Source organism: Crocinitomicaceae bacterium (assembly GCA_016708105.1).
GTDB lineage: Bacteria > Bacteroidota > Bacteroidia > Flavobacteriales_D > Crocinitomicaceae > JADJGJ01.
This window is the reverse complement of record JADJGJ010000001.1, coordinates 1,548,351-1,571,171: the sequence shown is the minus strand read 5'-3', so window position 1 is coordinate 1,571,171 and position 22,821 is coordinate 1,548,351. Positions and strand designations below refer to the sequence as shown.

At 37.6% G+C, this 22,821-nt stretch carries 13 protein-coding genes; 10 read left to right on the top strand and 3 right to left on the bottom strand.

All coding sequences use genetic code 11. The features are described 5' to 3' along the window. The first annotated feature begins 14 nt into the window (after positions 1 to 14). From IPH66_06800 to IPH66_06760, 9 genes are all read left to right on the top strand, one after another. On the top strand, positions 15 to 6,353 hold the full coding sequence (locus IPH66_06800; protein MBK7129058.1) for a hypothetical protein: 6,339 nt from the start codon (positions 15 to 17) through the stop codon (positions 6,351 to 6,353). Positions 6,354 to 6,365: 12 nt separating this feature from the next. After that, complete coding sequence (locus IPH66_06795; GenBank protein ID MBK7129057.1) at positions 6,366 to 11,456, top strand: hypothetical protein; 5,091 nt, start codon at positions 6,366 to 6,368, stop codon at positions 11,454 to 11,456. A gap of 66 nt (positions 11,457 to 11,522) precedes the next feature. Next, complete coding sequence (locus tag IPH66_06790) at positions 11,523 to 13,034, top strand: hypothetical protein (GenBank protein MBK7129056.1); 1,512 nt, start codon at positions 11,523 to 11,525, stop codon at positions 13,032 to 13,034. Beyond that, a complete protein-coding gene (locus IPH66_06785) occupies positions 13,021 to 13,272 on the top strand; it encodes a hypothetical protein (GenBank protein ID MBK7129055.1) in 252 nt (83 codons plus the stop codon). Before IPH66_06790 ends, IPH66_06785 begins: the two co-directional genes overlap by 14 nt. 49 nt (positions 13,273 to 13,321) lie before the next feature. Next, a complete protein-coding gene (locus IPH66_06780; protein ID MBK7129054.1) occupies positions 13,322 to 13,936 on the top strand; it encodes a hypothetical protein in 615 nt (204 codons plus the stop codon). A 12-nt stretch (positions 13,937 to 13,948) separates the two neighbouring features. Further along, complete coding sequence (locus IPH66_06775) at positions 13,949 to 14,305, top strand: hypothetical protein (protein ID MBK7129053.1); 357 nt, start codon at positions 13,949 to 13,951, stop codon at positions 14,303 to 14,305. Between the two features lies 1 nt (position 14,306). Further along, positions 14,307 to 15,047, top strand: a complete 741-nt coding sequence (locus tag IPH66_06770) for a hypothetical protein (GenBank protein MBK7129052.1) — start codon at positions 14,307 to 14,309, stop codon at positions 15,045 to 15,047. Positions 15,048 to 15,620: 573 nt separating this feature from the next. Continuing rightward, positions 15,621 to 16,637, top strand: coding sequence for a hypothetical protein (locus IPH66_06765; GenBank protein ID MBK7129051.1), 1,017 nt, complete (start codon positions 15,621 to 15,623; stop codon positions 16,635 to 16,637). A 42-nt stretch (positions 16,638 to 16,679) separates the two neighbouring features. Continuing rightward, positions 16,680 to 17,570 (top strand): peptidoglycan-binding protein, encoded by an 891-nt coding sequence (locus IPH66_06760; GenBank protein ID MBK7129050.1) that lies wholly within the window; start codon positions 16,680 to 16,682, stop codon positions 17,568 to 17,570. A 293-nt stretch (positions 17,571 to 17,863) separates the two neighbouring features. On the opposite strand, the gene IPH66_06755 is transcribed toward IPH66_06760, so the two are convergent. The 3 genes from IPH66_06755 to IPH66_06745 all read right to left on the bottom strand — a co-directional run bounded on the left by IPH66_06755 (position 17,864) and on the right by IPH66_06745 (position 20,593). Beyond that, a complete protein-coding gene (locus IPH66_06755; GenBank protein ID MBK7129049.1) occupies positions 17,864 to 18,784 on the bottom strand; it encodes a hypothetical protein in 921 nt (306 codons plus the stop codon). A gap of 208 nt (positions 18,785 to 18,992) precedes the next feature. Beyond that, positions 18,993 to 19,514: a DUF559 domain-containing protein gene (locus IPH66_06750; protein ID MBK7129048.1), complete on the bottom strand. Its 522-nt coding sequence runs from the start codon at positions 19,512 to 19,514 to the stop codon at positions 18,993 to 18,995. Positions 19,515 to 19,723: 209 nt separating this feature from the next. Further along, positions 19,724 to 20,593, bottom strand: coding sequence for a gliding motility-associated C-terminal domain-containing protein (locus IPH66_06745; protein MBK7129047.1), 870 nt, complete (start codon positions 20,591 to 20,593; stop codon positions 19,724 to 19,726). A 359-nt stretch (positions 20,594 to 20,952) separates the two neighbouring features. Between IPH66_06745 and IPH66_06740 the strand changes: the two genes are divergently transcribed. Continuing rightward, on the top strand, positions 20,953 to 22,821 hold the full coding sequence (locus IPH66_06740; protein ID MBK7129046.1) for a hypothetical protein: 1,869 nt from the start codon (positions 20,953 to 20,955) through the stop codon (positions 22,819 to 22,821).

The window sequence follows — 22,821 nt, the reverse complement described above, 5'->3', positions numbered from 1 at the left end:
AAAAATTAAAATATATGCCAGAAAAATATTACGGATCGGTCTCGGAGTTAATTGACGTAACATCCATTCCGGGAGAATTTCAAGGACTTGAATCATTAGCACAGGATGGCGTTGATATACTGCTTGGAAAAATATCCTATAAAAATTTCTACACTGAACTTTCATCTAGGGATGCCAAACAATATTATTTAGTCATTGTTGCTAATACTCTCCGTCTGCCTGTTTTTGGAACTGGACTTGCTATTGTGTTTTTTAAGGGATCTGAATCTACTGCATCAGAATTTCCATTGATGTTTGAAGTTCGTTGGCCGATTAGAAAATATTTAGCGAATTTTAATGTTCAAGGATTTTCATATACACCTGAAGCTTTAGTTGAAATTTTTCATGAATTTACTAATACTGATGAAAGATCTTTTTTTGCGGAAGTCGTAAGTACATTCATAGATGACGGAAACGATACCTATTTGACTTTTTTTGATAATCTAAAAAGTAACATTTCCGATTATTCCGACAGTTCACCTTCTGTTGATGCGGAATTAATTAACATCAATAGCCAAATCGATTTGATAAAGGCAGAAGTAGATTTGTTAATTACTTCATCGAATCAATTTACCACACGTGCTATTTTTGATGATTTTGAAAACAATAGTATTATTTCAGGGGCGGTTAGTTCTATTGACTCATCCATCGAATTGTTAAAAACAGACTTTGATATTTCTATAAATATCAAAGTAGATGCTGTATTGGCAGCATTGGTGCTTTTCTCCAATGCGGACGAAAAAATTGAGAAGCTTTTATCGCTTTTTGGAAACTGGTTGAGTGATATTACTGAAGAACAAATAAAGGATTTATTGGTGCCACAATTCAAAGTTGAACTGACTGGCATTGCAATGGCTTTAGAATTACCTCGCTCCATTTTACAGCCCCTTATTGAAACCTCTCCAGGAGTATGGGAAGTTGATGAAACAATAGTAGGTTCTCCACCAGAATTAATTAAAGCAGCCGTTAATTTTACAACAGGACCATTGCGTTATGATACACAAACTGGTTTTGAAATTGAAATAGATGAAAACCTGACTATAGATTTACCTCGCTGTAGAATTGGAAACACCAATTTAGACGTAGAGTTCCTTAAAGTTAAATTGGATTTAAGCCGAAAGAAAAATATTCCTGAAGCCATAGCCGATGGACGACCTGAGGATTTTATTGGAGCATACATAACCGAGGGTAATATTTATTTTCCAACTTTTTGGAATCATAATGACGGAGCTTCAACTGGAATAATTAAAGCAAGAAACCTTTTGGTTGGTACCGGAGGTTTATCTGGAACACTCGGTCTTGAAGCGAAAACTGGTGTTACAACCACCCCGTTAATCAGCGCCAAATTCGGTGAAGACTTTGTGATTTCACTTAACGCATTCGATATCACTTTTCAGCAAAATGCAATTATTGGTTCCAATATAAAAGGAACCATGAAAATTCCTGGATTTAAAGATACATCTGGAGCGCAGGCAATTATCAATATTGATGTTCATATTGGTACCGGTGGCGACTTTTCAGTTACGGCCTCTGTTAATCAAACGATTGCTGGTATTGGAATTGAAAACATCTTTGAGCTTCAAATAAGTTCACTTTCCGTAGGTAGAAACGATGATAAATTTTTTGTAGCGATTTCAGGATTACTTGATTTTAAACCACAAGGTGAGATTGGAAAATTTTTGCCGGATGATATTGAAATCAAAAAACTGATTATTTATGATGACGGTACATTTGAATTTGAAGGTGGAGCATTGGTTTTTCCGAAGGCTTATACTTTCAAAATGGGACCGGTTGAGTTATCTGTGACAGCAATCCATTTAGGAACACATGAGCAAGAGCACAATGGAAATTTACGTAAGTATAAATATTTTGGTTTTGACGGTGGCGTGAGTTTAAACCCTGGCGGTGTGGATGCGCGTGGTAAAGGTATCAAGTTTTATTTTACAGTGGATAATGATTTGTATGGAGGGATAACTGAAGCGCATTTCTTTTTCAGAATACAAAGTATAGCGATTGATATTATTATACCGGGTAATGCCGATCCAAAAGACGCCACGCTTATCCTCAAAGGCTATCTTGCCATGCAGGAGCCGACCATTCCAGACACTGCAACCCCGGAGCAAAAAGCAATTTTACAGAACTCAACGGAATATGCGGGAACGGTTTCGTTCGAGTTACCGAAATTGAGAGGGATGGCAGGTTCTGCCGCTATGCGTTTTAACCCAGACGTGCCTTCGTTTATTGTTGACATTGGTGTTGAGATAGCTCAACCGATTGTATTGGGTGCAACGGGATTGGGTATTTATGGTTTCAGAGCATTGGTTGGAAGAAGGTATGTGACTTCTAAAACATACGCAGGACTTTCGGAGGATGCCGAATGGTGGCAATATTATAAAGCAAAAGTTGACCCTGATTTTAAAGAGGGTGTACAGGTATCGAAATTTGGACCTGAAAATGGAACCGCATTTGGAGCTGGTGTTTCATTGGCCACTGTTCCTGATTCAGGAAAAGCATTTTCCAGCAAATTGTTTTTGCTTCTATCCTTACCTGATGTTTTAATTTTTCAAGGACAAGCACAAATACTTAAAGAACGTATTGGTTTGGACACGATTCCAGATCCACCGTTTTTTGCTTTTGTAGCAATTACCAGCCAATCAGTAGAAGCTGCTTTTGGTGTAAACTATAAATTGCCTGATGACGGAAATAACCCGGGCAAAATTGTTACGGTTGACGGAGTTACCGAATTAGGATTTTTCTTTGGTAATTCAACTGCTTGGTATGTAAATATTGGAAGAGAAACGCCTGAAAACCGAAGAATACAGGCACGGGTTGTTGACTTGTTCAATATGTATTTCTATTTGATGTTGTCATCAAACGGAATGCGAGCGGGTGCAGGTGCATCTTGGGAACTGAATAAAAAGTTTGGACCATTGCGTGCTGAATTAGGGGCTTATTTGGACATTGCTGGCCGTATAAGTCGTAGACCGAAACAAATTGGAGGTTCTATTCAGTTGGGCGGAAATGTGGGCTTATATATCTTTAAATTCGGTTTCAGTTTTAGTGTTGCGGCTGCGCTTGCAGCAGAATCTGCGAAACCTAGAATTGTGACGGGTGAATTTGAAGTTTGTATCAAGGTACTCAAGAAGAAATATTGTGCCCATTTTGAGCTGACCTGGAATTATGATAATACGTTAGATACTTCTACAGTGCCACTTATTGATTCTGCAACTATCAAGGACAGCGGAAAATCGAAACACATGATAACGGATGATACGCTGAATTTATTTGCAACGTTTCATAGCGGAGGTGTGTCGGGAGGTTATGCGGATATTCCACATCCAAATACATGGACAGGTGGTGTAGATAAATATATTATTCCGATGGACAGCATGGTTGATTTGGAATTTAAAAAGGGCATGGACGTTAACGGTACGGGATTTGGTTTGGATAAATTTGGAGGAGCCACAGGGGGAGCAGACAATAAGGAATTTGTTGCACCTCAGCGTGGAAAATCAGACCGTGTACGCCATGAGTACAAATTGAACAGTATTGAAATTGTTTATTATGATGCCAACGGAACTTCGGGGGGAAACTGGCAGCCGTTTAATTTTTATGATGCGTTGACTCCTCAACAAGATGCTGCATTTGTTGATCAAACGGCATTGGCTAATATGAAATATGGTTTTTGGCAAATTGATAAACCGGGAAACTTTAACAAACTTAAAATACTTGCTCAAACGCCGTTTTCTTATTTGAGCCCGGGAACACCTTTAACACCGGGAGATATTTTGCCGGAAGATTTTGGCGTAACGGATGATACGATTTTCTGTCCGGAAGAACCCATTGGAAAAACCTGTATTAATTTTAATCAGCAAAGACAAGTACCGGCTATTATACCTTCTGATCAGTATCTATTTTTTCAAGATATTTTATTTCAAATTGTAGGGCAGGACGGAACGATTGTTGCAAATCCGTATTCTACTTTTCCAAATGCCTTATCAATTAAAGCAGGCGATACACTTGAAATTTATTTCAAAGAACCAGTTGCATGTGTAAGTATTCTTTTGCAAACGATGGCGGTGAATGTTACAGTAGAATTGTATGAGCGTGTTTCAACAGCACCTGCAACTATTAATGATTTGCCTTCACTTTCATACAATTTGATTGATTCTTCTGTATATCCACAAGGTGTATTGAGTTCAGCTCTTGAGTTTGATTATGTTGATTACGCAAATAAGCCGATAGAAAAGATTATAATCAAAGCAGGCATGTGTGATCCGATTCCGGAAGGAGCGACCCTGTATTGCACTGCTGACGTTACCACCGAAGGAAAATTACTTCAGAATTTTTTGAACACGCTACTCAAAAACAGGCATTTTTTACCCGGACCGAGTGCCGTTTTACTTTTCCCGACTTATCAGCGTGAATACGATCGGATTTTCTTCAACACCCTTTTATACAGTAAGCCACTGCAAAAAAACGATACGGTATTGCTTACTCCTACGTTTGTGAACAATACCACCATTAATCTACACATTACCGATGAAATGGGGTATAACTGCAATACCACTTTACACTACCCGGGAAGTGATGTGAATTTCAGTTTTTCCAATATTGTTGAATTCAAAAACATCCGACCAAATCCGGCAGGCATGGTTGAGGGTGATAATTATATGTTCTTGGTTGATGTAACTGTAAAAACTGCAACTGGTGATTTCACATTTACACTTGAAGGAGTATCGTGTTACCGCATGGGAGAATGTAGCAGAGAATGCAGCACTTTCCTTTATCAGTTTTGCTATTTGCCGGTTGAAGATGCTTTGTATAATTTGACAATTCCAGACGCAAGTACAGTGGATGCAAACAATGGAGCGATGGTGGATGCTTTAACGAAAACGCTACAACCTGTTTGGAGACCAAATACGATTTATGCTGTGCGACTTTCAGTAACGGATTCCTTGTATCAGGAAGGTGGAAGTAGTTTACTTGCCAATTATACCAATACGTTTGTATATGGTTTTAAAACGGCTGGACCTGTTGGGCATTATCATCAATATCCAACTACTAGCAACACATCTGTACCGAAACCTGAGTTTACTGCTCTGAAAAATATGGACAGGGAAGCAGAATTCAAAATACATACACTTGGTTTGTATATTGATTATCCAAAATGTTTCCCTAATGCTGATAGCGATTTAATCAATGCAAAACCTTTGTATTATAAGAACCCTAAGTTTTTGATTTTTTATACCAAACCATACGTTTACCAATTCTATAATAATTGGGATCAATACGGCAATGCAGAGGCAATTGAATCGGAACTTGAAATGTTGATTAAAGATCCGGCAGAAAAGCCTTATGTTGGAACCACTCCCACTACTCCGTTAGCAGGAATTACGAGTTGGATTACGACACAGAATTTTTTATCACACGATGCACAGAATATACCACAGGATATGGGTATTTTGAGTAATATGATTGATAACGGCAACGGTTGTTTCTCTTATCCAACACCACTCATTCCAATTGGTATTGCCAATGAAATTACGTGTGATGATTTACTACCGTTGAAGCTATATACTGCTTTGTTTAATGGGAAGTATCAGCGAATGGTAACAGACACAACGAAGTTTGTGAGAGAAGTACATCGTTATTCTTTTGAAACATCACGTTATGGGAATTTCACAGAGCATGTGAACAGTTATATCTTGAAATCACATATTGATGATTTGACAAGCGATCTGATTATTGATAAAGCCGCGATTTATTTTCATGAGCAATTGATTTCAGGTGCTGATATTACCGTTGCACAGCAATTTGTTATTAATCCAAACAGTGTGAGTGATGCTTTAATTCAAGAATATGCTCATCCATACGACCGGATTATTGATGGAATTTTAAAGGTGAAGCAAACATTGACGATTGATGCGCCACCACCAAATGATTTACAAACTCAACCTTTACCACCAGCTGTAACGACAGAGTTCAACCTGATAAAAAATTCAGATCCATCTTTTAATAAACTGGTTGGTATTTTGGTAAGAAGCCCAGAGCCGTTTAATGACCCAAAAATTCCGGGTGCGGTTTTAGACACCACTATTTTGGTTGAGCATACCTCTACTACTTCGGTTGTGACTACTGATTATAAGCTGTTCTTTTCAAAAGATAATGCACGTGTCTTTATAACTAAACAAAATGGTTCACTTGATATGCCAGATACGGGAACGTATAAAATCACTTTTAGCTATAAACAATTCAATGGAAGTGTTTATGCCACTGTTGGCAGCCCGATAGACGTATTGATTGAACTTTAAGAAAAAAACTATATGAAACTCGATTTAATAAATAATCCAAAATTCCAATCTGCAGAGACATATTTGCAAGCAGCAGGATCTGATGAATCAGACGGAACGGCAAGAGGAATTCATTTGAGATGGGCGTTCCAAAAAACGCTTGGAGATTTGCATTTGGCAAAAGGAAATTTGACACCTGCATCCACTTTAGGGTTTAACCGACCCAATGATTTTGTCAAAATTTACCGGACGCCTTATGATAAAAAAGCGGATGTAAAAATCAAGTTTAATAATGTGGCTGCCAATTTGCCGACTGTTGAAGTAAGTTCAGGTGCAACGAGAGAATGGAAATATCTTGGAAACATAGCTGTACCAACTGTACCTGCCAATACTACGGATGTGATTGTTAAGTTCACCGATGTGGCAGAATATGATACTATACGTGCAACAATGACCACTTTGAAACCGAAAGATTTCATGGAGCAATACAGAGGGGTTATTGAGGTTTATGCAAGTAAATTAATGTTTGCAATTGAGTTTGACGGTGTGATTATAGACAATACACCGCCCGCTGGAACGAATACGTACATACGCGTGGAATCTGTTGCATTAAATGATACGGATGATGTGAGCAGTAAATATGTTTCTTGCAGAACTGCTTTTAATGCGGTTGGTAATAATGCCGGAAAACTAAAAAAATTGGTACCTGGTGAACCTGCTCCTGCAGGTCATGATAAAAAAGATTTGCGACTGGTTTGTGAAAACATGGAGCATGTGCGGTTTGATACAGCCAATGCTTATGTGAAAGAAATCCGTTTAGAAACTTATGTTGATTATATTGTTCTTGTCAATAAACAAGGACCCGATGGTAAATGGGATTTTATTGGAGATTTTGCCTTAACAAATGTTGACTCAGTTGCTTTTCAACGCTTAGAGTTTCCTGCGAATTACCTTATTGATAAGCGTTGGCCAAAATACAATGAGTATGATCAAACAAGTGGAGCATTTACCGTTAAAGTAGATAATTACGAAGACAAATGGTTATCACCTGCAGCACCAAATGATGGATTAAAAGCGGCAGTGAATAAATATGTACAGCTCACACAAACAGATTTGTTGGCGAATGCTGCATTAGCAAGCGAAACACCTGATGACAATGCTGCAATAACAGTGAGCTATTTGGATATGTTGAAATTGGTTGGTTTGGATTTTCACGTTGCACGCATGCTTGGAATTGGTCATATTGATGCATTGAAGCAAGCCGGAGGAGGAGCAAATCAGCAATACATTTACAGTTTACAGTATGTTACCACTGCCGACTTAGCCACCGGTACACCTGGTTCAACTACCGTAACACATACCTACCTAACCTTGCCAACGTCACGAAAGGATTACAGACTGCCTCCGCCTCCTACTTTGATACCTGTGACCTACGGAATTTTTGCAGAAAACGGAACGGGTACACCTACACCGTTGACTGATCCGGACGGTTATTCACCTTATTCGGATATGCGTTTTGTCAATGTAAACCGTTCGCAGTTTTTTTATGAATTGCCGTTTGGTCCCTTCTTTTATGATTTAACAGAATTTTGTCTTTGTGGAGAATCATTGCCTGTATTGTTTGGTTTGGATTACCGAAAACAAGGCGAGGCGGATTACAGAAAACCTGAAATAAGCAATGATCCATCTTATTCTGATTTTGTGGGGTATCCTGAGGTTGTACCAATTCCTGATACGGATGGAAACCCAACCTATATTCACAGAGAAACAGAAGAAGGATTTCATGAATATGCAATGTATAGCATCAACTGGTTTTCGCGGATTTCACCTCGGAGTAATATTCAATTGACGGATGAAACGGATTTTCCAAAACGGAATACGTTATTACCGCCTTTTAATCTGGGAATACAATTAATTCAGGAAGAACTTCCGTTAATTCTAACTACTTCTGCGGAGCAAACCATGCTGCAAAGTTATACTGCACCGGATAAAACTTTGGTGCGTGCAACTTTTGACTGGAATCACATTCATTTCAACGCGCATCAGTTTGCAACGGAAGCAGAGTTTTTCTTTAGAGATACCTTGGCTCTTGAAGTTAAGGGAGAAATTACCGCAGTAATACAGCTACCGAATCACTTAGTTCAAGTTACGACAGGACCTTATACAGTAACAAGTACAAGTCCTTCACAAATTGTACAGCCTTTTATTGCGCCAGGCGATGTGGGAAAATTTGTTGGCAGTTCTTTTTCTGCCGATGAAAATAATTACGTGGTGCAAAATGTGCTTAGTACAGGAAATAATCCAACTTTTATTTTACAGCAGATCAAGCAAACAAATGTAAATGACCCGTTGCTGAATAATAATTTTTTAATTACTGAAACTTACCTCAGCCCTGCAATTGGTGACCGTTATTTTATCAGCGAAAATCTTGCCAATGAAAATAATTGGGATGCGAATCTTATCAAAAAGGTTTATCTGGAGAAATTTAGTACCAATGCTAAAATTGATGTGGTTGGTACAATTGGAAATGATAAAAATTATACCATTTACGATATAGCACTTGTAGGAAGTGATACCGAAATAAAAGTGGTTCAGCTAATACCTAATCCTGCTATCACAGGTGATGTTGTTTTCAAAAAAACACATCGAATTATTGGCATTGATTCAGGGTCGAATTCTTTTATTGTACAAGGAGATGTTACTGCCGATTTTTCAACCTTGCCGATGATTACAGTTTCTGCATCATTAGCCAATGATGGAACTTACTCGGTTGATAATGTATCTCTGGTCTCCGGTGATACATGGATTACACTTGATGCTTCGCCTGTAATACCAGATGTAGTTAATTTTAATGGTTACTTGACGTATTCGAAAAGTTATCCAATTATTGGAGTCAATGTTAGCAATAAGAGTTTTGTTCTTGCAGGGAATGTGATATCTGAATTGGATGTTCCACATATTGAATTTGTGAATGAATCTGATGGAACTTTGTCGCGAATTGTTCCTGGCGGAATATTTCAGAAAGCTACGATTGTTGAGAAACCACGAGTATATGCAGGTGATGACCCAGCAGTTTCCACACCACCACCGAATGCAGGTGATCCCATTCCAAACTCACGAAGTGGAGTTTATGAAATTACATTTGACACGTATCAGTTAGAAGCACATATTGATCCAGAGGTTAGTTGGTACAAGGGAACGATTCGAATTCAAGAAGACCCTGCTTTTTTACCTCTTGGTGTGCAACCTCAAATAAAGACGTTGCAAATTTGGAATGTTGATACAACAGGCGCAACACTGAAAGTATTGGCGATTGATAATACGTTGGATTATGTTACCACAGGAGGAATTGATGTACCAAATGGTGGGTATGTTCCGATTTTAGGAGGAGCAAATGTGGATGTTAATTTTCATCCATCTTATAAAATTTACCTGAAGGCAGATACGAATACGAACCCGACTACAGGAGGAACAAATAATTTTGATTCACCGACTATCTTGCCAACGGCAGGCGAAGGAAGCAGAAAAACATTTGTTGCTGTGCGTTCTATTGATCGCTCCGACCCATCAGAAGTTTTGGAATCGTATATGCACGTACCTGTTGTGTTGCTTGCACAAGAAATTATTAATCCATTACCGATTGGACCACCCACGGGACCGCTGTTTGCAACGCGACCCGACTTTTACGGAAAAGCGACTTACACTTTTGATGTGAAAGTTGATACCACCGGAGGAAGAGTTCCATTTGCAGTGGTGTTCTATCGGGCAAATGAAGATCGAATTTTAGATGTGCTTTATAAGCCTGAAACGGTTGTCCAAATTAAAGAAGATCTTGCAGCTCTTGGTGAAGATTTATATTTTACAGATCGTTGGAATGATTTGATTAATTCTAATTACAATACTTCAACCGGAGAATATAATACTCATGGTCCAGATCCGTTTAAATTTCCGTTGCCGGATAATGACCGCTATATTATTCCAAACAGAAATCGGACGGTGATAGAAAGACCATTTGAGTTTCCGCATTTACTGAATACGAATTATACTTACACGACTAATTCAAGTATCACGAGACCATTTGTTGAAATCATCAGAGAGGCTATTCAAATAGCATTTGTGTCTTTGACTGAACAGCCAATACCGTACAACTTTATCAAAACAGGAACTACAACATCCAACAAGAAACCTGTATTTAAAAAGCCAAACGGATTGTTGATGTTGCCAACTGATACTGGTTTTGATTTTGCTCCAATGGCGGTTAAATATGTTAACGGTGCTGATACGTTTATCCGCTTTACGGATTATTCATTGGACGGTGCTGCGAAAAATGTTTACTTCTATTTTGGAATTGAATTATCAAACCGTTTGCAATTTGGACCACTTGCTGCGAATGGTATTGCAGGACCAATCCAATTAGTGAATGTGAATGCTGCGCAGGCTCCGGAAATTAAACGTGTACTTACACAACTTCAAAATACGGTAGCTTCTATTCCAACTGCGGTCAAGTTTGAATTGAATAATTACATTCCGAGTGAAAACATTAAGAAGTTGCAAGTGTATAGAACGAGCGATGCAGATGATGCACTTTCTATGCGGAATATGAAAATGGTGAAAGATGTAAATGTAGGTGATACTGTTTTGGATGATTTCAGCGATGTTAGTTTTCCGTTGTATGGTGACCCACTCTTTTACCGTTTGGTTGCTTTACGTGAGATAAAAAATGAGTTTAATCAAGTTGAATTGGTGCCATCTCTTCCGTCTAATTTAGTGATGGCAAGTATAGTTGATGTTGTGAACCCAGAGGCTCCGGTTATCAGTTTTACCTCTGACCCGCCAACGGCAGCTCCTATTACGCTTAATAATGTTGCGCTAAGCTGGCCGACTACTTGCTATAACGGAACATATTATTTATACAAAATGACAAGTTCTGGAAACTGGACGAAAATCTATCAGATAAAATCAAATGACCCGATTATTTCAGTGAATTTGGTTGATACGGATTTGGCAGATGGAAGTATTTTGAAACAAGACGATGATTTAAATACGATTTACGCTCGTTTCAGAGTGCAAGTGGAAAATTCATCTGGCTTGTTGAATTTGACTCAAAATGAATTGACGATATAAGAATGAAGAATAGAAATGAAATTATTATAGAGGCATAATTGAATTGTTAATGTAAACTAAATACCCATGAATGTTGACAAACTCATTGTATCAAACAAGTCACGACTGAAGGCCAAATATGGCGGTAATTTGCCCCATATTGAAAGTATCCTGAAACAGCTTATCGAAAGCGACAAGAATCGCGGAATCATAACCAAGGTTGTGTATTTGGACAGTACACAAGTTAACACGTATAATGCAACACCGATTGTTTCAAATTACGAGGATGAACGACAGAATAAGCGAACAATTGATAAGTTGTTTAATTACTTCAAGCCGGATTACTTAATGATTTTGGGATCGAAAGATGTTATACCACATATTTGGTTGAAAAACATCATACAAGGTGATCAAGATACCGAAATAGATAGTGATTTGCCATATGCTTGTGAGAAGGCATTTAGCCGGAATATCAAGGATTATATTTCACCTACACGAGTTGTTGGAAGGTTACCTGATATTACGGGAGGAAATGATCATAAATATCTTGTAGGTCTTATTTCAAATGTGATTAATTCAAAACCTAAGCCTTTATCAGATTACTCGACTTATTTTGGTCTGTCAACAAAAAAATGGCAAGGATCAACTCGTGAAAGTATCATGAATATTTTTGGAACAAGCAATAATGTTTTGCTTGCCCCTCCATTTGTCGGACCCACATCGGCTCAAATGAAGAACCGGATCCATTTTTTCAATTGCCATGGAGACACACTTTCTAACGAGTTTTATGGGGAGGATTTTCTAGGAAATCAACCAGCGGCATTTAACTCTGGACACATTAGCAACTCCGTACCTTTTGGAACAGTGGTAGCCGCTGAGTGTTGTTACGGAGCCGAATTGTATAATCCCAATTTGGCTAACGGTAAGGTAAGTGTTTGCAACACGTACCTTGAAAACAATTCGATTGCTTATTTAGGGAGCACAACAATTGCTTATGGCCCTGCAGACGGACAAGGACTTGCCGATATAATAACACAAGATTTTATAATTAATGTTCGCGGAGGCAGTTCAATCGGAAGGGCTTTTTTACAAGCCAGACAAGATTTTATTCACCGAGCGCGACCTTATATTGATGCGACTGAATTAAAAACCATCGCGCAGTTTATTCTTTTAGGTGATCCATCAGTTCATCCAGTAAAAGCCGCCGAGCCAAAAACGGCCATCTATTCAAAAAGTATTGGCGTGTCTGCAAACAAAGGAGCTGACCGAAAACACCGGAGAAAGGAATTAGAAGAAATTGGAAAAACATTAGCTAAGATTATTGATGCACCGGTTCTTTTAAAAGAATCTGTACTTCAGGGAGCGATGAAAATGGTAAATGAGGCTTTGAAGAAATTTGAATTCAAACAGCCGAGTGTATCCTCTTTTACTTTTAAAAATGCCAGCTTGCTTGAGGGGAAACATTTGCGGAGTAAAAAACCGGTACACCATGTCTATCTCGAAAAAACCAGCAATAAATACGGTTTTTCCAAAACAAGGCTATTGGTTGTAAAGGACACTAATTCGGAGCCTATAATTTCACTCTATGAAAGTAAGTGAATCCAATAAAATAAGGATTAAGGGCGTGATTAAAAGAGCGCCCTTAAACAAAGGATCGAAAAGTGATCAGGTAACGATTGTCATTGACTCCAAAAAGGGGCTTTTCAAACTCCGCAAGGTCGGGGAAAATCCATTCATGACTACCTACTTTAATGACTACCTGGACAAAACAGTGGAAATCGAGGGCTTTCTCAATAACAACCAGTTTTTTATTGAAAGCATTGACGTGTTGGAATAAGTCCACTAATCTATCTGACAAACAATAACCATTAAAATAATTGAAACCCATGAATATTGAAAAGTACATTGAACGAAAAATTAAAGGACTGAATGTTTTACGCTATAGCAACCCGCTATATCTACCCGGATCTATCATAGACACCAAAGAATTTGACCGGCGTGTTGGACACGCCAAGGACCTGATTAAAAATACACCAACAGATTTTTGGGAAGTACATCCACAACCGGGAAGTATTTTATTGGAGGAGAATATTTCCGGTTCTCATAAAATTGGAGCAGGCGGAAACTTTTTGGGAATTTTTAATTTTAAATCAAACATAAAAGCTGAGTACGAACTCGATTACGAAATAGATCAAGTAGTAAGTTCAGAATTTAAAACTGCCAATCAAATTTTGCTTGAGATTGAACTCGATAAACTAAAAAAAAGTGACCGAACCTCTTGGCAAGCGCTGAAAGGAAGAACGATTATTACCACATCCTATTTTGCGAAATCGTTTACACTGATGTTTAAACGCTCAGGTAAAGTATCAGCTCAGGTTGAGGTGGAAAAGGATATCAACGTAAATGCAGAGGTGAAAGCTGAATGGTTAAGTGAGGGAGAAATAAGAATTTCTGGAAATGAATTGGTGCCATTTGGAGTTTTAGGGTTTAAAATTAGATAATCGCAAAGAGAAATGGATGAAGTAATCCGCAATTTTGAGCAAGCTATACATTTTCATCAACGGATGGTGAGAAGAGCAAGGATGTGGGCAGTGATATCTACAATTACGGGTATTTCTGTAATTGTGATAGCCTATACAATGATTAATGCAAAGAACACAGAGGCCATTAAAACAACGGCGACTATTGGTGGATTGGCACTTTCTGCAATTGGGTTGGCCTGGCCACTGCGTGAGATTTACAATATCAAAAATCGAATGGAGGCATTGAATATATTTCGTCAGCGTTATGACGGACCTCCACCACCTTCTGATGACGAAAAGAAAAAGATAAAGGATACGGTAGATACCATCATCAATAAATCTATTTGAAATGGAAAAAAATGATTACCAGGAAATTTTAAAACAACTTCAAAAAAAACAACGAAATTCAGGCATACTGTATGCGTTTGTACCGGTCACAGTTATTTCGATTTGTTTATTTGTTTTTTGGATAAGACTTGAGGACCGCGATAGACTGCTTGATGAAAAAACAACTGCACTTGAACAGAAAGAAAAGGAGCTTATTGATCGGGAGAACAAAATCAATTATTTGGATTCTGCCGTTGCAAATAAGGATGCTGAAATTGTACAATTTAATGAAGAATTGAGTGGAATACAGATTAAAGAGCCAGAGCCTAACACACTGATCTATCAAAAAATTGAGCAGCGAAATTATGCAGATTCTACAATTGAAAGTCTTAAGGAAATCAAGTCTTACAATAAAAAATACCGAGTTAATTATTACAGACAATCTTCGGATGGTGATAAAGTAATTAACGCGCTAACCGAATTAGGATTGCACAGTAAGACGGATTATAATATTTTTCCTTCAAAAATACAACACAATTTAGGACCGATTAATAGTGTTAAATATGGTAGAAATGTTGATCCCACCACGTGCCAACTGTTGGTGTTTCAGTTAATAAAAGAAGGGTTTGAAATACGATTACTGGATGTTTTTGCAAAGAGTACCGATGAAAATGCAAATACAATTGTTGTTTATCGCAACTCAAAGGTACTTAACCAACCAGCGCTGACTACTGAAGAAATTAGTTTACGTTTTAATGAATAGGAATTGAAGTATTGGAATAATAATGAAATCCCTCTTTTTCTTATGACTGAAGATTTGAATATCCCTTATCAAGCGCTTATTGAAGCGGGAGTTGAAAAAAACGAGATTGATGAATCTATTGTGCGATTTTTACTTATCAATCCGTTCAAACTTCCTCCTTCTGTTGGTTTGACTTCTTTGCCAGAGATACGGAAAGGACTTTCTGGATTGGAGGCAAAATATAACGCTCTTGAACTTACTTTCAAAAGGCAAAATTTAAGACGGTTCAAAGCGACTCTGCTCGAGTTCTCGAATAAATTAAAGGAAAACCAGAAGTCAATTGGAAAAACAATTGATAAGTTTAATTTAATAAATGACAAAACACCATTACTGATTAAACGCAAAACCGCTATTGTGGTTATACATGGAATTGGAGCGCAGAATCCATTTGAAACTCTTGATCAGTTTGGCCGTGGATTATACGCCATGTATTGCGATAGGATGAGTAGTTCGGCTATTCCAAACCTGGAGCATAAATTATTGAAGCAAAACAATAATAAAGGAGATAAATGGATTGACAGTTTTTTGAGAATCATGCCTGCCGAGGAAGATGTGAAGAAGCCGCAGCGTTACGTTGATGTGCATGAATATTACTGGGCGAATTTGACAGAGGAGAAAATAAGCGTTGGTGAAATTACTGACTGGCTAAGGGAAACGTTGAAAGGAGCGAAACAAACCTATAATAAGAAGCTAGAACGAAATGAGGAAAGCTCAAAGGATGAGCACATAGATAACCGAAAGGCGAGTCTTTCTCAGTTGGCTAATATGCTGAGGAGAATAATATTTTGGTATAATATTGTAAAAGCTACCGCTATTATCGGTGTCATTATCGGTGCAGCGCTACAAGTGCTCACCAATTTATTTAGTCCGGCAACCAAAATCGTGAAAGGTATTTGGAAAAAATTTGAGAATTCAGCAAGTGCAATGTTGAAAGGGTATGTTGGTGATGTTGCGATTTATACAACGATGGATGTGAAGAAGAAACATTACGAATTACGGGAAAAAATATTGGCTGGAGCGCGGCAGCAAATTGAAGCGTTGATTAAAAGTGATAAATATGATGAAATAATTATTGCGGGACATTCGCTGGGAAGCGCTATCGCATACGATGCATTGAATAAACTTAGTATTCGAATAAGTCTTGATGGAGAAGACGATTTAAGGAATAGCTGTGCGAAGTTAAAAGGGTTGGTTACTTTTGGATCCCCACTTGATAAAATCTACTTTTTTTTCAAGCAGACCACAGGTAAAAATGAATTTGTACGAAGACAAATACTTAAACATTTGCACTCTTTTAAAATAAAGCACAACTTATTTCCAAGAGAACCAATTCCTGTATTTAATCCTGTTTTGCATGATTTGGATCACTTGCCTTGGATCAATTTTTATGACAGACATGACCCTGTAAGTAACCATCTGGATTTCTATGACGTTGCCAAGGAAGGAAATATTGATTGCGAGTTTAAAGCACACTGGTGGCAAGTAACTCATACATGGTACTGGGAACACAAGCCGATGTACGAGCGGATTTATAATGAATTTTTAGATTAATTAGAGTAGAAAAATTAGTTTAACCATGCAAAAAATATCAATATGAAACTTGAAAAAGGAGTAAAAGATAAAAACAATGTTGTACTTCAAGAGAACTTGAACCAATACAATCTGAACAAGTATGGAGCAGGAAAGTTCAAGAAGTTAAAAGAAGATGGCGACTTTGGAGATAACACTGAAAAAGCCGTTTTGAAATTTCAAGAAGAGAATGGTCTGAAAGTGGATGGTATAGTTGGTGATAAAACATGGAATTTGCTTCAAAGTTTGCTTAAAGCTGCGGCTCCGAATGTTAGTGTACCAGCTGTCTCAAATACTGCTCCTAGCGGTGATCCGAAAGCACCTTACAAAGATGTGATTATTGAAGGAAGTACTTTTCCGGGTAAGCCGTACGATTATAATGTGAAGATTACTTTTACCAAAGAAATGACGAATGAGTATATGCCTGCTTTGGAAAGGGCTTTGCCAAATACACCGCGAGGATTAAAAATGCTTATAACAATCATGGCTCAAAAGGAAGGATTTTATAAGGGAACGCGATCTTATAACAATAATAATCCGGGTAATATTGGCAATACAGACTCCGGCGTGAATAAGAAAGTATCAACACTTGAAGCGGGAATTTTGCTTCAAAAGGATTATGTGGAAAGTGTGATTGCAGGTAAGCACAAGGCTTATCCGATGAATAAATTGGTGAAGATTAAACCTTATTATTCTGAGGAGATTGCGAGGAATCAAAAAACATATGGGATTTCACCTTATCTACCAGGCTATAATTTTGTATTTACTGGACAACTTGACCAGTACGTCAAAATCTATTCGACCGGAGCGCGAGCAGGAAACAACTACATAAACATGATTGTTTCTTATTTCAAAAAGAACGGAATTGATATTACTCCGGAGAGTAAGATACAAGACATTGTTTCGATAGTATGACGTAATACCATCAGCGAGAGGAGGAACGACTCTCAGCGAAGCGGGGAAGCGGTGAAACAAGAAGCAGCGAAGTAGGGAACGAGCCTCAACGCAGTGGGGAAGCGGAGCAAAGCTCTCAATCAGCGAGAGGAGGAACGACTCTCAGTGAAACGGGGAAGCGGATGAAACCAAGAAACAGTGAGATGAGGAACGAGTCTCAACGTAGTGGGGAATCGGAGCAAAGCTCAACATCAGCGAGACGAGGAACGACTCTCAGTGAAGCGGTGAAACCAAGTGTCTTCATTTTGAAGATTTCATGAGAATTTACAATCATCAAAACTGCATCTTTGCTCAGAAGTAATTTCCAAGTTGTAACTGGATTCACATTTTGGACAAAGAAAAATAATTGTATCTCTAAGGCAGTTTAAACATTGTGCTTTTGCAGTAAATTGGTTAATTCCGATGTTAAGCCCATCATAAATCATAGATTTTTTTTCATTGCAATACTCACAATCCCTAAACGAGTGAAGGTCGCCATAAAAATTGCAACAGTAACAGTAGTCTTCTTCTTTGGCATATGTTCTGCTATTACAAATTATACAATTAAATACTTTCTCAGAATGTGCATCTGCCATACTTTTCATTGCCACAACATAAGGTCTATAATGAATTAGTTTATTATGATATTTACTCCCCAAAGAGTATTCGAGAAACTCACTGGGTTTAATGTCATCATCACCTGTGCACAAAACTTTAATCAAGATACTTACTACAAAATAAGTTATGTCATATTTTAAATCAAAAAAATCGCCTTCCTGAAACTTGTATGAGAAATGCACTATTCCGTTTCTATATTTCTGAAAAGACGTTATATTTTCGTAATCAAAATCGGAAAGTGTTGAAACAAGATTGTTGCTTTTTGCGTAATTTTTTATTTGTTCAAACTGTTTTGTCTTCAAAGAATTGTTTTGGAAATCTTGAAAGAGTACCGCAATTGATTTTGTTGAGCTCTCTTCCTTAATTATTTGTAGAAGACCTGATTTTTTTAGAACTACCGCTTTCAACGCAAGCTCGAGCGAAATTTGCAAAGAAGAAACTGAAAGCATAACGAGTTCGTTTGAAATGTGGTCGTCAGAAGCGGTGTCCTTATCAGTAATTCTGTCAATAAAATCCTTGAAAAAAATCAAGGAGTTATTCTGCAAGTCATTAAAAATATTTTGTTCGTCTGTTGTCATTGCTTATATTCAATTTGAAAGATTGCAGCTACACAATTTGTCTCCAAAACTTTTCTGCACTAATCAAATATACATTTTTTATATTGTGTCAAAAGACAGAATAATCAGCGAGAGGAGGAACGACTCTCAGCGAAGCGGGGAAGCGGTGAAACCAAAAAAGTCAGCATAAATAATTACATATTCTATCTTACCAGTTTCGTTGGTGGTTTCATTCTTCAAATAGATAATTCATAGAATTTGGTAACACAAATTCTTGATCACCCAGCTCGATCACTTTGTCTTTTAGAGATTTAATAATATCATGTCGTATATATTCAAAGCTATCCAGATCAGCTTGAAATTTAAGCACTCCCATTTCACAAAAATCTGCTGGCATGATTACCGTTTTAGAAATGAAACCGTGAGGGAAAGTCTGTTGGTATTTTATATCTATTCCAAACAAATTTTTTATGGTGGATTCTGAGAGTTGAACAAAGTACGGTATGCGAACTACTTTATAACCCATTTGTGTATAGGTTTCACTTTTCTGAATTTCACGTTTTATTTTCTGTGTCGCTTTATAATGTTGGTCTCCGTCAAATTCAACGATTAGTTTTAATTCTTCACTTCTATAGTCGGGGCGAGTTTGAAGTCCTGAATCTGGAACTACTTTATCTCGAATGAAAGTGACCTTCGGAAATATAATTTCAAGCTCTTGTCCTAAAATTGTTTCTGTTAAATATTTCGTCATTATTTACTTTTATTAATTGCGGGCTTTATAATATCTGGAAATCCAAATCGGAATATCTGATTTTTGAGTTATTCAAATATATCATTTTTTAAGTGGATAACTGAATTATCAGCGAGAGGAGGAACGACTCTCAGCGAAGCGGGGAAGCGGAACAATTGTGCGACCTGTGCCGCAGGCGAAGGGAATAAAATGAAAGTTCTTTGATGGAATCATTTTAGCAAACTAAAAATACCATAAGCTGATTTTCTTTCATTATTTGCATCGGTGTAATGAATCAGCCAAAAATAAGTTCCATCTGAGTAAGGTGAACCGTTGTCAGAACCGTCCCAACCGCTTATTAAATCTTCAGTTACATAAAGAGTTTGCCCCCATCGATTAATGATTGACATCGATGCCTCTGTGATGTTTGTCAGCTCAACGGGAGCAAAGAAATCATTGATACCGTCTCCGTTTGGTGTGAAAATATTAGGCATTGTAATTTCCGCCATTTCAGCACATGACTTCAATGTATCAAAATCAATAATGAAATTGTCCAGTTTCGTCCAACTGCCCGGAGAATTACCTCCTTTAACCGTAATAAATGTTACATTAGAAGGAGCTGTAAAAGTAAAACATCTGAGATTCCACACCCCAAATTCCGGTTCAGGTGCGGTATATATTAATGTTCCAAAATTATTATTAACCAATGAAACTCCAATTTCGATGGGTGCTGATGGATGCACGGCACGACCTCTATCAAAAAAGGAAATTCTGTAAGTTGTTCCGGAAATTAACGGACTGCTTAATTCCAAAGAAAATTGTTCTATGCCTCCACCTTCTATTCCTAAATACCAATTTCCAGTATAGGGTCCTCCATCCCAAACACTAGTCGTGACAAGATCTAAACCGGTCGGAGAAGTGCCAAAACTATAGACATTGGAAATCATTGGGTTAAATTGACTATTTGTTAAAGCGATTTGATCAACACCGTTTGTAGCGCTGTTTAATTCAAAATCACCATTCAAAAAACTTTGTGAAATTCCGTTTTTGCAGAAAAAGAGTAGTATTACAACAAATAATATGAGCAACTTTTTTATCATTAATTACCGCATTTTCAACTTTTGGTTCGATTACATATATAAAAGTACGTCTTTTACCGCCTTGTTTTCAAAAAAAGGAAAAAGTGATTTCTTTCATTCGTTTTTTATGTTATCAGTATTTATACCTGCGTATAAATACTGATAAATATGGTCGTAATTTACTATCCTATTCAAAGATTTACCTAGTCCATAAGACTCGTAATGTTTAAAAACAAACCATTTGTCAATTAATTAAAAAAAGATAGGTAGCGGGAATATAATTGATTTATTTTCTAATTAAAATTAGGTAAATTGAAATAAATAGCTATATATTTAATGGTCGTTAATTTTTTTATTTAACCTATTTAAATCCCAAAACTATGGCAGATTTACCACAACCACAAGACATTCCTTGGCAACCATTATGCGTGAGTCAGGATATGATGGATCCTGTTTTTTGCAATCATAAATTTCCGCTTGCATGGCGTTCTTCGCTGGCAATTGCTGCTTATGAGCCTGATCCTGCTACTTTGCCGGTACCTTTTTGTGCGGGTAAATTAACCTATGTAAAAATAACTTGTTCTATTACTGGATATCAGCCAACCGATCAGGAATTGACAGATGGTTATGTGGAATTTGGTAATACACCTGTAGAAGTTCTTTTGGATGAAATATTTGATACTTATTTTGGTTGCTATGGAGCATTATTAAATGTTGCTGTTTTTCCAAACTCTGCTGCTGCATGGAAACTACATGCCTATCCCAAAATTTTTGAAATGGAACCAAAAAACAGGGATTTAATACAGAGCTCTGTTGAACAAGGAGAGGTGCTTACTGCATCAAATAATAATGTTAGTACTGGACATTCTTTTAGCAATACAAATACAACTGAAACGGGAATTTCGGCTAACGCAAATGTAGGAGGAGGGACTACGCCTGCAAGTGCTACTGGCGGAGACTCAAGCCTCTGGGGGGCTGATATTGGATTCACACATGAATGGGGTCAAACAACAGTAGACTCTAATAATGTTGATGCTGATGCTTCCACCGAAAGAAGCGAAACTCAAACGACAACCACGAATATTGATCAAATGTATAATTTGCTTAGTGGTTATCATACTGGTACCAATCGCGCAGTATTATTCATGTTGCCACGTCCACATTTATTACAGCCAACGAACAGGAGAACATTTGCCCAAGGTTTGCGAATTATTGAAGGTATTCAGGAATTCTTTTTTATTGTTGTTCGTGATCCGGCAATGGAGGGAATATGTATAGAGGCAAGACTTGATACCGGACATTATCCTGAAAATGTTCAAGTACAACAACCGGCCGTTCAATATGATACAAGTACTGCAGATTTTGTGGTGCAAAAACATGCGGATAGTGGAATTAACCCACAGGTCACACAATTGGATACGGTGTATACTGTTCCATCTGGCTGGGTAGTAGACACTCGTGTAACACCAGTTCCTTGGCCTTTAGGCGATTCAGGGCATATTGGTATACATGATACCGATATTGGATCCAATTCTCAAGGAGCTCCTATCAATTATAATTATCAAGCGATTTCACCCACACAGGTATTAGTTAGTGGATATATTGAAGGGGCAGGGCTTTTTGGTCCAGGTGCTATTTTTAATCATAAGTACACTGTATTTCTTAGATCAGAAAACCCAAGACCATCCGACATTGGAGATATGGTTGACATAGGCCAACTTTTTACAACCTCACGTAATTTATGTTGCTGCTTTCATAAATTAGCAGCTAATCCATGTTTGACACTAGGTAAACTGATTGCACCCTTCCCAACTGATCCAGATACTACATATTCAAGAATTTTGTCGCAAAGGAATTTAAAAATCCCAACCAATTTATTGGAAGATATGACTGTGAATAAAAGTATGGCACCTGCAGTTAAGGCATTGTTGAAGGAGATTAAAAATATCATGATTACGTCTAGAAGCGGTAAGTTCAATTATACTGATGAGGATATTGAAATTACGTTTTTGGATAGCGATTATTTTGTATCCAAGATTTTGCCAAGATTTCCGCAAAGTGTAAAAAATAGACTTTTGACCGCAGTACCTGGTCTTGACCCTTTAGTAGTAGCTGCTTTTGGTCCTGCAGGAACAATTAAGGATGCTCTCACGTTGGATTTGGCAAAGTTCATGATGAAGACTCGAGTGGACGGAAAAATTTCTAAAAAGGACCGAAGGTTAATGATGGCAGAAGTTAAGAACCCTTAA

What these genes read in the sequence shown, in the direction of transcription:
- IPH66_06775 (MBK7129053.1), top strand. Translation starts at nt 13,949, where the DNA reads ATGGATGAAGTAATCCGCAATTTTGAGCAAGCTATACATTTTCATCAA.
- IPH66_06780 (MBK7129054.1), top strand. Translation starts at nt 13,322, where the DNA reads ATGAATATTGAAAAGTACATTGAACGAAAAATTAAAGGACTGAATGTT.
- IPH66_06740 (MBK7129046.1), top strand. Translation starts at nt 20,953, where the DNA reads ATGGCAGATTTACCACAACCACAAGACATTCCTTGGCAACCATTATGC.
- IPH66_06800 (MBK7129058.1), top strand. Translation starts at nt 15, where the DNA reads ATGCCAGAAAAATATTACGGATCGGTCTCGGAGTTAATTGACGTAACA.
- IPH66_06755 (MBK7129049.1), bottom strand. Translation starts at nt 18,784, where the DNA reads ATGACAACAGACGAACAAAATATTTTTAATGACTTGCAGAATAACTCC.
- IPH66_06790 (MBK7129056.1), top strand. Translation starts at nt 11,523, where the DNA reads ATGAATGTTGACAAACTCATTGTATCAAACAAGTCACGACTGAAGGCC.
- IPH66_06795 (MBK7129057.1), top strand. Translation starts at nt 6,366, where the DNA reads ATGAAACTCGATTTAATAAATAATCCAAAATTCCAATCTGCAGAGACA.
- IPH66_06750 (MBK7129048.1), bottom strand. Translation starts at nt 19,514, where the DNA reads ATGACGAAATATTTAACAGAAACAATTTTAGGACAAGAGCTTGAAATT.
- IPH66_06785 (MBK7129055.1), top strand. Translation starts at nt 13,021, where the DNA reads ATGAAAGTAAGTGAATCCAATAAAATAAGGATTAAGGGCGTGATTAAA.
- IPH66_06770 (MBK7129052.1), top strand. Translation starts at nt 14,307, where the DNA reads ATGGAAAAAAATGATTACCAGGAAATTTTAAAACAACTTCAAAAAAAA.
- IPH66_06765 (MBK7129051.1), top strand. Translation starts at nt 15,621, where the DNA reads ATGCCTGCCGAGGAAGATGTGAAGAAGCCGCAGCGTTACGTTGATGTG.
- IPH66_06760 (MBK7129050.1), top strand. Translation starts at nt 16,680, where the DNA reads ATGAAACTTGAAAAAGGAGTAAAAGATAAAAACAATGTTGTACTTCAA.
- IPH66_06745 (MBK7129047.1), bottom strand. Translation starts at nt 20,593, where the DNA reads ATGATAAAAAAGTTGCTCATATTATTTGTTGTAATACTACTCTTTTTC.